Origin of the sequence: Arsukibacterium sp., from assembly GCF_018402695.1 — a bacterium.
In the GTDB taxonomy this organism is placed as follows: Bacteria; Pseudomonadota; Gammaproteobacteria; order Enterobacterales; family Alteromonadaceae; genus Alishewanella.
Genome location: NZ_JAGYIM010000009.1, coordinates 446,034 through 460,743, shown reverse-complemented (window position 1 = coordinate 460,743; position 14,710 = coordinate 446,034). Strand labels below are relative to the sequence as shown.

The window sequence follows — 14,710 nt, the reverse complement described above, 5'->3', positions numbered from 1 at the left end:
TCATATTGTCTTGCGAGCATTGCCTGTTAGCAGGAGCAAAAGCCTCTGCACCTTGGGATACAAGCATCGTAATAATGAAGATAGTATGTAGGAATCGTTTTAACAATTTATGCTTATCCAAAGATATAAAAGTTTAAAATCGTACCAGTAAAAGCAAAACCAGCATCTATAGAACTTAGTGTAGAGTTATAATACCGATGCAACCTGACAGGGCGATTACGTGCAGATTACATTTCTGTCATTGAGGCAACTTTTAATGCATTTTTACCTTATAGTGGCCCTAGGCGGTATAGCAATAACTGAGACTCAGTAAAACCATGACGTACACAAAAATAAGATGCTGTAGTCTGGTCTCTTAAACTGGAGCTTAAATGAAAATATTGGTAGTTGAAGATGAAATCAAAACGGGCGATTACATCAAACAAGGTCTGTCAGAAGCGGGCTTCGTTATTGAGTTGGTGAGAAACGGCTTGGACGGACACCATAAAGCCATGACAGGTAACTTCGAACTCGTCATTTTAGATGTGATGCTCCCTGATATTGACGGTTGGAAAATAATGAGTTCGCTGCGAGAGTCAAACAACCCCACTCCCGTTTTATTTCTAACGGCCAGAGACAGCGTAAAAGACAGAGTTAAAGGTCTTGAATTAGGAGCCGACGACTACCTCGTAAAACCTTTCGCATTTGCTGAATTGCTTGCTCGGGTACGCTCACTGCTAAGACGTGGCATTACCGCGCCTACCAACACCCTTGCAATAGCCGATTTAACGCTAGACATTCCCTCTCGCATCGCCACTCGTGCAGGTAAAACTATAAATCTCACGACCAAAGAATTTACGTTACTTGAACTAATGGTTAGGCGACAAGGAGAAGTGCTGCCCCGTTCACTTATTGCCTCACAAGTCTGGGATATTAATTTTGACAGCGATACCAACGTTATTGACGTCGCGATTAGACGACTCAGAGTGAAAATTGACGATGATTTTTCACCAAAATTAATCCAAACTATTCGGGGGATGGGTTATAAATTATCAGCAGTTAATAATGAGTAAGTGGTTTAGAATACCTAACTCCCTGGCTTTTCGCACAACCAGTCTAGTTGGAATAACGGTTTTATTATGCTTTTCCGTGATGCATGCAATTGTTATTCATTCAATAGAGCAGCATTTTACTGAGCAAGATGCCTCTGAGCTTAACGAAGTTTACCTAGCGGTTGATGCCAAGCTCAAAGAGGCCGCTTTGAACAATACACCTCCGTCTGACACACTATTTGAAGCAGTGTCTGGTCATCATGGTGTTTACTATCATGTTGAGAACGCAAAGGGAGAAACGCTTTTCTCAAGTAAGGGCGCCGATTTTAGTTTTTTCCCTATGAGTTCACCATCGTTCAAAGTGGTCGCACCTGATAATTTAATTTTATTTGAAGACACACAACATTTGTTTCGCGCAACCAAACTGACAACCAATACTAGTCTAAGCGGCACAGTAAAAACTTATAGCGTAATTGTTGCTTCAAATATGGAATTCCACATGTCTTACATGGAAGACTTTAAGACAACGCTTTGGATAATCACGCTGTTCGCAGCTATTGTGACAATACTGGCTGCAAGGTTCGCTATTCATAGAGGCCACTCGCCGCTTAGAAAATTGAGTAGAAAAATTGAAACAATATCGGCTGACCACTTAGATGCCAGATTAAGCACACATGGCGTGCCAACTGAACTCACCGTTTTAGTCGACTCATTTAACACCATGATTCAAAAATTAGAAGATGGGTTTGAACGATTGTCTTTTTTCTCCGCTGATATCGCACATGAATTACGAACACCAATCACCAATCTAACAACACAAACGCAAGTGATGTTGAGCCGAAAAAGAACCAATGACGATTACACAGATATACTGTATTCGCATCTCGAAGAATATGAACGCATGAGCAAAATGATAAGTGACATGCTCTTGCTTGCGCAAACCGAGCATGGATTAATTGAGCCTAAAAGAGATACGGTAGCGATCAATCAAGTAGTAAAGGATTTAATCGAGTATTTTGAGGTGCTCGCTGATGAGAAAAATATACGCCTTACCCTGAGCGGACCGCCATTAGAAATCGTGTGTGATAAAACAATGTTGCGCCAAGCACTAAGCAATTTAATTTCTAACGCGATTCGTTACTCCCCTAACGATGATGAAATCGTAATTGAAATAAAGGATTCTCTTGACACTATCTCTATTACAATAGTCAACCATGGTGACATGATCCCTAAAGAGCATTTGGGTCGTTTGTTTGACCGTTTTTATAGAACCGATTTCTCGCGTCAACGAGACGGACAAGGCGCTGGACTTGGCTTAACGATTGCTAAGTCTATAATGAAGATTAATGGGGGTGATATCCATGCTGAGTCTTCAGCAAAACATACCTGCTTTACTATAAAATTCATGAAAAATACAAAATGAAGTTTGTTGGGTAAAAAGTGGCTTATGTTGGACAACAAGAAGATTAGCTTTCTATTATCGAAATATTTACTTTAAAGTCGCTAATCCGTACCAGAAAAGTGGACACTTTACCAAGCACTGTTCTTCATTTCAAAATTCTAAGGGCTAATAGCCAAGAGCACTATGTTTCCTCGTCTTGTTGTAATCTACTAAATGTATTCAAAATACGGTTTGCGCATTGTTATTGGCTCGTTGTGGATCACTTTAACCGTCAATGATTGGAAGAAGCGCTCTGCAGATGCGGTGTTGTACGTTCATCCTGAGAAATTTCCTTCTCCCTCCGATATAGAGAAATCCAGATGGCATAAACATATAAACTTAGTAGGGCCCATGGTATTAATTATTGTCGGGCAATGCGCTATATGGTGTGGGAAGAGAACCGGTAGCAAAATACACATTCTAGGGAGAATTAAGGGTCCACACATTGATGAGCTAGTGCAAGTATAGACTTACGATAGTGTATATGAGCTCATCGTCATTGAAGGGCAAAACACGGTTTTCAAACACCAGTAGGATCTGTGCTTTGTATGCTTCATTCACAATAAGCTGATGGATGTTATATACGCAAAACATTGTCTAAAGTCTGCCTATTTAACCTCGTATATACGTTTTGTACTTTAATCGACCTTTTCTATCGGCGTTGTTCTGATAAAGTGCGCGCCATCCTCACTGGCCTGACGAACACCATCGCAAATTATGGCATGAGCAGCCATGTCTCTTTTTAATGTGACGTCAGATTCATGGTGGCAATAATCAATTCATCATCCCATATCGGCATATCAACGTAAGAAAATAAGGCTTCTATCATTTCGTTAAAGCCTGTATCCGGATTGTAATGCTGTACTGTATATATACACGTCAGGGTGAATAACTTGTTTTTTTTATGGTTTATTCTGGTCACCGGAGTCGTTCGAATATAATGAATTCCATATTGCTCGGAATATCGAATTCCATAGGCGTATTGGAAAGGTAGCTCCGGATCTTTAACCAGAAAATACTCTAGTAAAATACCGGCATACCGTCTATTGATTATTCGTTTTGACATATCTAATTGAGCACATGTTGCGATAAAATTTGATGGATAACAGGCCGAAACTGGATCTGTGTTTGTTGGCAAATTTGGTCGACACTTAGTCCGGCTTCATAGAGATAAAAGACTGAAGCCCGCTTCAGCACATGAATAGGTAGCGCTTCTCTTCCGATCTCCTGGCAAGCTTTTGGCCAGCATTCTTTACTGAGCCAGCAATGGTTTATTTTCAACTTTTTGCCAAAAGGTGCGCCCAATACATAGCGGCTGTTACCCGATTTTTTACGCAGTTGAAAGAGAAGACGTCTTGCATAAGGATCGATATACACGTCCCGCCCAGGCAAAAAAAACGTTGTATCCTTAACGCTGTATTGTTTCCATTCAAGCTCTACCAGCTCTCTTGAAGAGAGACCCGTATAATATTGCAACAGGAAAACCTCGCGGTATTTTGATGGTACGTTATCGACTATTTTCAATATGTCTCTGTGACATAATGGTCTAGCATATTGCCCACCATCGTCTTTAAGCACTAGTTTGAATGGTCTGGGAAATACATAGACTAGCGCAGCTTGATCTAAGATCTTGAAAACAAACTCCATCGCTGCGACGTAATTTGGTTTTGTAATTCCTTTTATAGTCTTGAGCATATCTTTCAGTTTGAGGATGTTGTAACCCAGGATTTCGTCAACACGTTGGTCACCTAAACTACCCATAATGCAGATCATTAGGATCTGTCCTACTTCGTCTTGCTTACCGTGATATTCATTTAAGAGAAAATGTTTAAACGTTGGCAGCCCCCGCCAACCTGGTGATAAAAATTTTGATTTTAATGCGTTGATAACAAGTGTATTTTTGCTGTGCGGAAAATGCAGGGCGTAGTCAAAAACACCTGTTTTTATTTCGTCATTTATTTTTTTAAGCGTCGCATGCAAAAACGCCCGGTTCTTTGAGATGTCTGTAAACATCGTTTGCTCAGAAAAGTGATGCCCCAGGATTTTTAGGCGTAGTACCAGATTGCCTTCTGTATCACTTACAATCGCTCTCATTTCACACCTCCACAAAGAACGCGTGCTCTTTTTGTGAAAAACCAGTTATGATTAAAACTAGGCAACCGGGGAGGGCAAATGTTTAGGTACCATTTGATGACACTAATCGAGAAGAAATCTTTTGATGATGGGAGACGCGTTACGATTAACGATATTTCCGATGCAACTGGGATACATCGTGCGACCCTATCTAAAATGATTAACGCCCCGGGCTGCAATGTCACACTTGATACCATTGATCGCCTCTGCAAATTTTTCCAGGTTCCCGTTGAACAGATCATCGAACACATTCCTGATAAGTAGTTAATCAAGACAGATTTAGTCCGGCCAACAATCCAATGTCCGCTGCAAATGGCGTAGCAATAGACTCTTAACTTCTCCCGCTGGCAAATCTGCCAGAAATGAATCCTGATGTGACGTCCCCGAAAGCCAGCTCAGAAGTGCATCCGCATTACTCCTCTCATTGCCATTTCCCATGGCAACAACAAGGTTCTGGCTGCGAGGATTGATCTGAAGTGAGGTAAGCAAGTAGTCTCGCAAGCTGCGTAAACGCCTCTGTTGTGATTTATGCTCGTGCATTGACTGCAAAAACGTATTCGCCGAGATGGTTATCATAGAATTCTCCTGTATGAAACCCTGACCATCCCTGGCGAATATGGATATCCCTACTTCAGCACTTACTTAGCCATTTTCAGTTGCTCACCCTAAATGTAGATTATAATCGACATAAGTCAAGTTAAATATACAAATATTTTATGGTATCTTCCATTACTGGGGGTTTCTGTCCCTACCTCGCATCGCTGTTTTAAAGCTAATTCCCATTGGATTATCCAACTCTAACGGGTTGATACCTTTTAAGTGGCAGTTATGCATCCAGCGTGTAAACCGCTTTTCGTATTCCTCAACACGTTTTTTCAACGCAGCATTTTCCTCTCGGAGTACCTCAACCTCTTCCTTGTCGGATATTTTTTTCGACAACGTGCGTTTACGTTCCCTAAGCGCTTTCTTAGCCTCATCAAACTTATCCTTAATTGCCGAATTTGCACTGAGCGCCTGACGGGAAAACCCAAATGCCTTTACGAGATAATCCCAGGTTAATCCTGGTCCAAGTAGTCCTGTCGCCCACTCGTCCAGTAAGGCGATGATCTGCTGCTCGTGTGATTTAGTGATATACCTGTTGAGCATCACTACACCTCACATGAGTCACGGCCGTTGGGGAAAATTTGAACAATATCCCCCGGGGCATAGCTGGAGTCTTTCTCGATGGCCAATGCTGTGTTGCAACCATCCACTAGCTCTTTATGATGGCGATACCACTCGTTGGCGCCGGTAAAACCATCCTCAGCATCTTCAAGTGCTCTTTCCATTTGCACCTGCGCAATTTTTTTGCGCTCAGTAAGCCGGGCAATTTCGCTGGGATCACCTTTCGTTCTGCGGTAATGCTTGCAGTTGTGTAAGCAAGCATAATGCAGTCCGCAGGGCCCCTGTACATAGTCATGCCGGCAGCGGCCAATATCCATCAGATGCGAGCTTCCTAAGCTTTCCAGATCTTGTGTTAGCTCATCTGGTGTAAGCAACGGGAATTGCCTTGCTAGGGTAGCCGCTTGTTCAACTGACACATCTGCCCTGGGTTGGAATATGGCTTTTTGCACATTGTGCATCACATTTCTGGCGGCTTCAGGCTGAAGCCGATGATTGTAAGCCTTGTTGTCACGCGTCCCCGCACGCAGGAAGTTTTTGGCAATATCCTCCTGAGAGAACATGTCCGACTCCTGCATAATGGTATTTAGCAGATGTCTGAATTGATGTGTTCGCACCTCTGGCGCGTCTTCAAACCCCTCAAGCTCAGGAAACGAATAGCGTTCGAATACGTTCTTCATGCGTGCTTCGTCTTTTGACACCCTGGACACGTAATCCCGCCCCTTAAAGAAGTCCTGGATTTGCGTGCCGGTTAAAGGCTCAGCAAAAACATTGAGCATTTCTTTGGGGGTATACTGATCCTTAAAACGCAAAGTGATGAGATCCCACACCGGCACTTTAATTCTGCCCATGCCGACCCCGTCAAGAATGGCGTGAATGCGTTCTTTGTAGGCATCACTAAATCCTTTGTGGATATCTGCGACCCTGAAGAACGTGCTCTTGCGTTTTGAGCCGGGGGCAGGCATAACACCATAGCGCTTTAATGTCGTGATGGTGTTGCTGATCGACGAGGCTCCAAAAACGTCCATGATTTGACGTGAGGTAAGCAGCTGTTCATCATCAAACTGCATGAACTTTGTCCATTTGCCTTGTTCCAATAAAGTGCGGCACACGGTTCGATGCTCTTCAGATAACATCTTAAGGCGATCGATCGCGGTGAAGATAAGATCAGTCATGCTTGGGGGAACGATTTTGCTATCCCATACATAGCGTTTTCTGGCCAGCACTCTGATTTTCAATATCCGGCAGAAACGACCAGATTGAGGATCAAGTTCCGGCTCGTACGCCATAAACTCCTCACGTGACGGAACGCAGTTCAAGTCTAAACTGACAAATTCGTCCATCCGAAAACCACAAGCCATCAAAATAACAGCCATACAAGTAAGCGCTTTATCACGCTCTTCAAGCTCATCGTAGTGAAACCAAAGCGCAGAAATAAAAACCAACACAGCCGACTTTGGTAATTTCTCGGCACGATGTTTAACATGCTCTGGGGCATTGCCGGATTGAAGTCGCCCGCCGTGCTTAAAATCCCTGGGGATCGGGTTTTCCCAGTTGATTGGCATCACCGACAAACCAAGCTGCTGCATTCTGTCGGAAATGTAACTTAACTTCTCTCCCGTGGTATAGAGCGTGGTCGCTTCTTCGCCTTGGGCCATGGCAAGTTTCAACGCTTCGTCGAATAGTCCTGGCGTTAAATCAATGACGTGTCGACATCCATTCAACTCTGCCACTTCGTACAAGTAGCGCAAGGCACGCATTGCGACCATATGCGCGTTGTGGCTGATTGGCTTGTTCGCGTGCGCCGTTACGATTAGAGCCTTTGCAAATGACGAAAACGGCTCAGTAAAAGGCGTTTCATCTCCTTTTTTTTGTTTATGACGTTTCTTAAGCCCAGAGCGTTGCGTAAACAACACATTACTTTTCTGCGTTGTGCTTCTTAGGCTGACGGTTGACTCAAACCCCCTGAGATCCCAAATATGACTTTGCCAGTCAACCTTGTCCCGGAAAATCAATTTGCACAACTTCTGGCTCACCTTGACCAGGAGGGCAAAGTTCTGCTCGCAATTGGTCGTCGGCGTCCACAGTTGGACAATCTTGCCAAGCGGATTGTCGTGTTCCTGTGCGTCTTGATTTGGTAATAGCACCTGTAACTGCAATGCGTTCGACTTACTCATGACCCACCTCCAGACGCTCGACTAATTCACTACAAGCTTTAACGTGTGTGACGGTGTAGAACCCGGGTGGGGCATCGTCACCAAACTTCTCCCTGATCTCGTTTTGCATCGCAACAAGCACCTCCTGGTGGACCGAGACATCGTTCGATGCTTCGAACTTATTGCAACCGTAACAAGAATAGGGTGGCTGAAGTCGGCAGGGAGCCCCCTTTGCACACAAGCCGATCCCAACCAACTTTCGCAGTGAATCTGGGCCAAACACGGTACGCACGTTATTGCGTTCAACCAGCTCTTTCAGAGTGATTTTCCCATCAAAGTAAGCCAGGTGATCCGTGAAGTGTTTTTGGTAAACCGCATCGATCTTTAATGCAAAGCTCACACCCAACTGGTAGTAAACCATCACATGCTGCAAATCATCGTGGTCCAGCAATTCCATCAGCGCATAGGAAGGCGTTCCCATTGCCGCGGCGTGAGTGGCAAAGGTTTTACGAAGTCGCCTCGGCGTCAACTTAAGACCTAACGCAGGTAACCCGTCTTTAACACGTTTTTCATCAATAAACGCCATAACCTCAGAGGGCAATTTGGCGAAATAGTCCTTCCCCGGTGAGGCAGCAAAACGCTCAAACGTTACCTTTTTGGCCTTTCGTTCAGAGGCGTTTGTACCGCGAAAAATAGGCTGATCATCCTGGGTCAGGATGCTGCGATCAGAAAACAGATCTCTGTACTGAGCGGAGATCTGTTTCTCAATCAGCTCTCCGAGAAATGCCGGAAGCACTCTTTGCTTAAAACGCTGCCTGGGTAAGGTATAGCGTTTTTTCACCGAGGGAACATTGAGCATATAAGTTTTGTGCCCATTGGATTTGTCGATGTTAACAGCGAAATCACAGGTCATGAGCAACATCAATTGCCTTGGCCTGACACCAAGGACAACAAAAATCCAGGTTGCCACCAGTTTAGGAAAAAGCGGATCGTAAGGTGTAATGTGACTACAGCACTCTGTCAGCGCTTTTCTAAGCTTACTGAGTTCATCAGACCGAAAAGGGGAGCGACCTTCAATGTAGGCGAGTACATCCTGTCCTTTCATGTTGCCTTTGAATTTCAACTTTGACAGAACCTGGCACGTCTTACGCTGAAAGAGCGATAACGCTAATTGGTGTGATTGCGTATACCAGTGGCGCAAGGAGCTCAGACTTGTCTCGTCGTTTTGAGTCCGCTGAGTTGCGATGTAATCAAAGAGGTATTCACTCAGTTGATCACCTACGCTCTCGTCTGATTCCCACTCATCTACTGAGTTAAAGAATTTTTTGAGCACGTCAAAATAACCGCTCACCGTATCTGGCGCGAGGCCAGAGAGGAAATACTCGAATGTATATTTAACTTGGCTGGTAAGCTCTTCTGGTAATCTTGAGAGAAACGACCAATTGAGAGTTACAGCGTCGCTTTCCCCTATCTGCCAAACGTCACCTAATGTATCAATCTGACGTGAACGACTTTTGATTGACGTTTTGTTGAACAAAGGTCTTTCTAAAGGTGGGATAACGGCGTTGAATTTTAAACGCGAGCGGCGTGGTTGTGTCATGGGCTCTTACCTCTTTGGCCATGAAATACCCCTCCCTATTGCATAAGGCTTGCGGGTGTACTTCGTTTTAATGGCTAAGTAAGGTAAAAGTGACCATTTCTTGAATGGGCTTTACTTACAAAAAAGTATTAAACTAACCTACACTGAATTGCGTTGGTTTTTACGATATTTCCTGCTCCTGTCAGAAATAACAATTAGAACATAAACTGCATTTCAATTTTTTGCAAGTACTGCGCAGCTAAAAATTCTCTTGATCGTTTGGTGTAGTTTATCCCCTGCCGGCTATCAATTGCCCATCCACATAGTTCCCGATGCAGATTTTTAAACTCCTCAGTGTCTACGTCCAGGCCAGAGGTTAGCACCAGGAGATCATTAAAGGTATGCCGCAACAAGTAAGGAAAAAGTGATTTAAACATTGTTGGATCTAGCGCTCGGATCCGATCACAAAGGTGAGTAATCCCCCTGTTCGTCATCGGCTTTGGCGACACGTTAGAGTTTAGGAAAAGGTAAGGCGGCGCCTTTGCTGATTCCCTTCCTCGCTGTTTACGCTCAGTCATGATGTAGATGTCCGTCATCTGAGCAATCCTTTCACTGACAGGGATATCCCTCTCGTATGTTTTGACATTTGGCGGGTTAGCTCGCGGATCGAGATTTAGGGTCGTATTTTGTGTCACCCTCAATGCATGACCATACGATTTTCGAATCAACGCATCGGGCCTTAGCGAAAGTAACTCACCTTCCCTGACACCAGTTAGCAACAGTATGTGAACGATAAGCTGGTTACGTAGTTTTACTCTGTCTTGAAATGGATTCTCCGGGTTACCTGGATCGACCCACCACAGTAGTTTATTAACTGCCTCTTCTGTGAGTCCGTAACGCTGGTTCGCATACTTGAGGCCTTGATGCTCTTTCAAGAGTTGACCAAAATGTGTAAGGAATGTATTCAAATTCTTGGAATAAGGATCGCTTCGCTTTCGGGTGCCGGTGAACACATGACCTAGAAACTGGAGGTAACTGATGATCTGATTTGCTCGCTGGCGATAAGTGTCCGCACCCACGAAAGTGTTATGCGCAAGTTCAATAGTCTGAGGAGAGGCGGTTGGTGCATCGGCACGAAGGCGCAGGTACTCTCTGAATGATTCCATCTCAAAGAAATCGAGGAACTCACCACTTTTCATTCGCTCAGTAATGTCGATGTTTCTCTCATATGCCCACAGATGGATCTTCGTAATGGTGCTAGCTAACTTCAATCGATATAAGTGTGAGCGGCCACGAAATCGAATGATGTACATATTGATGTCAATAGGGGGCAACCCTTCTCTGTCACAAACGATAACTTCACGATCACCATGCGACTCAACCTGGATAAGACGAACTGAATAGGCCACAGCAAAACTCCTCGAAAGCCTAACGACTTGACCGAAGTATAGCACCAATATTTATGACGTCATTTTTTGCTAATCGATTGGTTTTATTGTGATTAAAAACGAGTGTTTTTATTTAAAGGGTAGGCGTATGTAGACACTATTCGACAACTTTACCTTTGTCTTTACATTTTAAAGTGTTCGAATTTATTGTAAAAGCATTCAAATTCCCCAAAAGGTAAACAACCCCCTTTTTAGAAGTAAGCCTCTAATTAAAGAGGCTTTTTTCGACTACTTTACACTTTGTCTTTACAAAATAGAAAGTGTTAGGTCAGAACGGGATATCGTCATCAAAGTCGATAGGTGGTTCCATGGGGGGCCGTTGTTGGCCCTGAGCAGGCTGGTTGCCCCCCTGCTGCGCCGGCTTCTGATAACCACCCTGCTGTGGTGCGTTCTGAGCAGGCTGCTGATAGCCACCACCTTGCTGTGGTTGCTGATAGCCGCCACCTTGCTGAGCAGGTTGTTGTGCCGGACGCTGGTAACCACCCTGCTGGCCGCCACCCATGCCGCCGCCCTGCTGCTGACCATCACCCCGGCCATCCAGCATTTGCAGCTCGTTGGCGACGATTTCAGTGGTATACCGCTCTACGCCGTCTTTGTCGGTCCACTTGCGGGTTTTCAGCTTACCTTCAATATAAACCTTACTACCTTTACGCAGGTATTCACCGGCAATTTCAGCCAGACGCTGATAAATCACCACCCGGTGCCATTCGGTTTGCTCTTTTTTTTCGTTGGTATTTTTGTCGGTCCAGCTCTCTGAGGTTGCCAGGGTCATATTAGCAACAGCGCCGCCCTGTGGCATGTAACGCACTTCCGGGTCAGCGCCCAGATTGCCAATTAAGATTACTTTGTTAATTCCACGCGCCATGCGATTTCTCCTGAAAAAATTAGGGTTGGCCTGCGCCAACCAAAGATCTGGCCTGTGCCAGATCAAATTGTTGCGAACTGACCTTTAAATAACAGCGCTGTTCGGCCAGTAAAATAGTGACTTCCTGCACACCGGTAAGTGCCGCCAACCGGCCGGCCAGTGCGCTGGCATCCTGCTCTGATGTTACCTGCACCGCCAGCGACAAGCGCTGGGCCCGGGCAGGCACCAACATGGTTCGGGCAATAAGCAGCCATATTAAACCAATACCGGCCAGCACGGCAAACACCATTGGGTAACTAAATTGCTCAGCTACCATACCGCCGATTATGCCGCCGGCAAAGGCACCAAAAAACTGGCTGCTGGAATAAATGCCCATAGCGCTGCCGCGCTGTCCGGCAGGCGCTACTCGTGAAACCATTGCCGGTAAACTCGCCTCTAAAAAATTAAAGCCGGTAAAAAATAATAACAGGGCGGTAATCAGCCACCATAAATCTGTAGCCAGAAAGGCCAGCAACATGGCAAGAACCAGCAAACTAATCGCAACCAGAAAATAGCCTTTTTCCTGCTGGCGGCGCATGGCAATGATCATCATTGGCACCATCAGCACAAAGGAGGCAAGCAGCACCGGTAAGTACACCTGCCAATGCTGATCGGCGGCCAGCTGATACTGGCTAAGCAATATCGGCAGGGCAACAAACATCGCCGTTAGCATTAAATGTAGCAGCAATACGCCAATATCAAGCTGCAGTAACTGGCGATGTCTGACAATGTTCAGCAAGGTAGCCGGCACCGCCAATGTCTCGGCAGCTGGTGCCTTACTAACGCTTTTCGGTACCAGAAACGCGACGATTAACATGGCACAGCAGGCCAGTACTGCGGTAAACCAGAATACACCGCTCAGGCCCGCCCATTTTGCCAGCAGCGGCCCGGCAATCATTGCCAGTGCAAACGATAAGCCGATGCTGGCGCCGATAATGGCCATCACTTTCGGGCGCTGCTCATCGCGGGTCAAATCGGCGGCCAGCGCCAATACTGCGCCGGCAATAGCACCGGCACCCTGTAAAATCCGACCCAAGGTAACCATATAAACCGACTCGGCCAATGCAGCCACCACTGAGCCTGCAGCAAATAACGCCAGGCCCAGTAGCATCACTTTATGCCGGCCAATCCGGTCGGACAACCAGCCAAACGGAATTTGCAGGATAGCTTGCGTCAGGCCATAGGCACCAATAGCCAGACCGATCCACAGCGGTGAGTAGCCAATAAGTTCAGTGCCGTAAAGTGCAAACACCGGCAGCAACATAAACAGGCCCAGCATCCGGGTAGAGAACACCAGCGCCAGCGCCAACGCCGCTCTTTTTTCTATAGCGTTCAGATGATCCATTAAATTTAATTAACAGCCGAAATAAGCGCGCAAGTGTAGCACAGAACCGGCACGCTTTAAGCGGATTAACCGGCTATTGCATCGCATCGCGCGATATTTGCTCCAGAGTACGGCCGCGGGTTTCCTGCAGTAGCTTTTTTACCAGAAAAAACGCCAGTAAACTAAAGGCGGCGTACATACCATAGGCCCAGCCCAGACCGAACGACGCCAACAACACCGGAAAACTCATGGTTATAGTAAAGTTAGATAACCAGTGCAAAATGCCGCAAACCGCAAGGGCGGCCCCTCGCACCTGATTGGGAAACATTTCCCCCAGCATAACCCATACCACCGGGCCCCAGGTCGTAGCAAAAAAAGCAATATAGCCATTGGCTGCCAGCAGCGCATATATCCCCATATTGCCATCGAGCCGCAAATTACCAGCTGCGGTTAGTTCGGACGTAGCAAAAATAGCCGCTAATGTTGTCAGCATCAGTGCCTGACCGAGCGACCCAATCAGTAGCAACTGTTTGCGGCCAACTTTATCAACCAGTGCTATTGCCAGTAGCGTAAAGCTGATATTAACTGCACCCCCTATCACATTTACGGCCAGCGCATCGGCTTCGTTAAACCCCGCCGCCTGCCACAAGGTGGCACCATAGTAAAACACCACATTGATCCCGGTAAATTGTTGTAAAACGGCTAACATTATCCCCACCCAGACGATGGGCTGTAATTTACCACTGCGGGTTAGCAAGTCACGCAGCGCTGGTTTACGCTCAGCCACCAGCGTTGACTGAATATCTGCCACTTTAGCCTCAGCATTGTCTGCCGGTGTCAGTGTCTGTAACACCGCTGCGGCCTGCTGAGGCTTGCCCGCGGCCACCAGATAACGGGGCGATTCAGGCACCAGTAATAAGCAGATAAAAAACAAACTGGCCGGAATAATTTCGACCCAGAACATCCATTGCCAGGCGTTAAAATTTGCCCAGAACGGGGCAATAGCGCTACCAGCGGCATTGGCGATCAGGTAGTTACTTAAGAACGCAAAAAACAGTCCCAGCACGATCATCAGTTGCTGCAGAGAAATTAAGCGGCCGCGCAGCGACGCCGGAGCAATTTCGCCAATATAAGCCGGCACCAGAATACTGGCAGCACCTACCGCCAGGCCGCCCAGCACCCGGAATAACACAAACTCGGCCGAGCTACCGGCAATCCCGGAGCCCCAGGCACTTACTATAAACAGCAACGCCGTTATCAGTAGCACCGGCCGCCGGCCCGCTTTGTCGGCGAGCGTACCGGCAAAAAAAGCCCCTATCGCACAGCCAAGTAACATAGAGGCAACGTTAAACCCCGTGCCGACAGCTGTAGAGTTGAACGCCAGCTGCAGCGCACTAACAGTACCGTTAATAACCCCGCTGTCAAAACCAAATAAAAAGCCGCCAAGGGCGGCGGCCAGCGAAATCAGGGTTACTCTTACCAATGGTTGGTTATTCATCCGAGGCTCTGCTGCAAATAATGATAATTTACTGT

General features: G+C 46.1%; 11 protein-coding genes. 3 read left to right on the top strand and 8 right to left on the bottom strand.

Annotated features, from left to right (window positions below):
• The first annotated feature begins 371 nt into the window (after nt 1-371).
• Nucleotides 372-1,052 (top strand): heavy metal response regulator transcription factor, encoded by a 681-nt coding sequence (locus tag KG631_RS04190; protein ID WP_213995616.1) that lies wholly within the window; start codon nt 372-374, stop codon nt 1,050-1,052.
• Nucleotides 1,045-2,454, top strand: a complete 1,410-nt coding sequence (locus KG631_RS04185) for a heavy metal sensor histidine kinase (RefSeq protein WP_213995615.1) — start codon at nt 1,045-1,047, stop codon at nt 2,452-2,454. Before KG631_RS04190 ends, KG631_RS04185 begins: the two co-directional genes overlap by 8 nt.
• 1,086 nt (nt 2,455-3,540) lie before the next feature.
• Here KG631_RS04185 and KG631_RS04180 read toward each other — a convergent pair.
• Complete coding sequence (locus KG631_RS04180; RefSeq protein ID WP_213995614.1) at nt 3,541-4,566, bottom strand: DUF3596 domain-containing protein; 1,026 nt, start codon at nt 4,564-4,566, stop codon at nt 3,541-3,543.
• 78 nt (nt 4,567-4,644) lie between these two features.
• Here KG631_RS04180 and KG631_RS04175 point away from each other — a divergent pair, with 78 nt between their 5' ends.
• A complete protein-coding gene (locus KG631_RS04175) occupies nt 4,645-4,869 on the top strand; it encodes a helix-turn-helix domain-containing protein (protein WP_213995613.1) in 225 nt (74 codons plus the stop codon).
• A gap of 465 nt (nt 4,870-5,334) precedes the next feature.
• Here the strand turns inward: KG631_RS04175 and KG631_RS04170 are convergent, their stop codons facing one another.
• The 7 genes from KG631_RS04170 to KG631_RS04140 form a co-directional block, all read right to left on the bottom strand.
• Nucleotides 5,335-5,751 carry a hypothetical protein gene (locus KG631_RS04170; protein ID WP_213995612.1) on the bottom strand — a complete coding sequence of 139 codons (417 nt, stop codon included), beginning with the start codon at nt 5,749-5,751 and terminating at the stop codon, nt 5,335-5,337.
• Between the two features lie 2 nt (nt 5,752-5,753).
• Nucleotides 5,754-7,943 carry a hypothetical protein gene (locus tag KG631_RS04165; RefSeq protein WP_213995611.1) on the bottom strand — a complete coding sequence of 730 codons (2,190 nt, stop codon included), beginning with the start codon at nt 7,941-7,943 and terminating at the stop codon, nt 5,754-5,756.
• Nucleotides 7,936-9,522 (bottom strand): tyrosine-type recombinase/integrase, encoded by a 1,587-nt coding sequence (locus KG631_RS04160; protein ID WP_213995610.1) that lies wholly within the window; start codon nt 9,520-9,522, stop codon nt 7,936-7,938. Before KG631_RS04160 ends, KG631_RS04165 begins: the two co-directional genes overlap by 8 nt.
• A 194-nt stretch (nt 9,523-9,716) precedes the next feature.
• Nucleotides 9,717-10,910: a hypothetical protein gene (locus tag KG631_RS04155; protein ID WP_213995609.1), complete on the bottom strand. Its 1,194-nt coding sequence runs from the start codon at nt 10,908-10,910 to the stop codon at nt 9,717-9,719.
• 307 nt (nt 10,911-11,217) lie between these two features.
• Nucleotides 11,218-11,814 carry a single-stranded DNA-binding protein gene (ssb, locus tag KG631_RS04150; protein ID WP_213995608.1) on the bottom strand — a complete coding sequence of 199 codons (597 nt, stop codon included), beginning with the start codon at nt 11,812-11,814 and terminating at the stop codon, nt 11,218-11,220.
• Nucleotides 11,815-11,833: 19 nt separating this feature from the next.
• The gene (locus KG631_RS04145; protein WP_213995607.1) at nt 11,834-13,198 is read right to left on the bottom strand and encodes an MFS transporter; all 1,365 of its coding nucleotides are present in this window, start codon (nt 13,196-13,198) and stop codon (nt 11,834-11,836) included.
• A 73-nt stretch (nt 13,199-13,271) separates the two neighbouring features.
• The gene (locus KG631_RS04140) at nt 13,272-14,675 is read right to left on the bottom strand and encodes a sugar porter family MFS transporter (RefSeq protein WP_213995606.1); all 1,404 of its coding nucleotides are present in this window, start codon (nt 14,673-14,675) and stop codon (nt 13,272-13,274) included.
• Between the last annotated feature and the right edge of the window lie 35 nt (nt 14,676-14,710).

Bases quoted from the DNA above. Each gene is read 5' to 3' on its own strand.
- KG631_RS04190 (WP_213995616.1), top strand. From the start codon at position 372: ATGAAAATATTGGTAGTTGAAGATGAAATCAAAACGGGCGATTACATC.
- KG631_RS04185 (WP_213995615.1), top strand. From the start codon at position 1,045: ATGAGTAAGTGGTTTAGAATACCTAACTCCCTGGCTTTTCGCACAACC.
- KG631_RS04180 (WP_213995614.1), bottom strand. From the start codon at position 4,566: ATGAGAGCGATTGTAAGTGATACAGAAGGCAATCTGGTACTACGCCTA.
- KG631_RS04175 (WP_213995613.1), top strand. From the start codon at position 4,645: ATGTTTAGGTACCATTTGATGACACTAATCGAGAAGAAATCTTTTGAT.
- KG631_RS04170 (WP_213995612.1), bottom strand. From the start codon at position 5,751: ATGCTCAACAGGTATATCACTAAATCACACGAGCAGCAGATCATCGCC.
- KG631_RS04165 (WP_213995611.1), bottom strand. From the start codon at position 7,943: ATGAGTAAGTCGAACGCATTGCAGTTACAGGTGCTATTACCAAATCAA.
- KG631_RS04160 (WP_213995610.1), bottom strand. From the start codon at position 9,522: ATGACACAACCACGCCGCTCGCGTTTAAAATTCAACGCCGTTATCCCA.
- ssb (WP_213995608.1), bottom strand. From the start codon at position 11,814: ATGGCGCGTGGAATTAACAAAGTAATCTTAATTGGCAATCTGGGCGCT.
- KG631_RS04145 (WP_213995607.1), bottom strand. From the start codon at position 13,198: ATGGATCATCTGAACGCTATAGAAAAAAGAGCGGCGTTGGCGCTGGCG.
- KG631_RS04140 (WP_213995606.1), bottom strand. From the start codon at position 14,675: ATGAATAACCAACCATTGGTAAGAGTAACCCTGATTTCGCTGGCCGCC.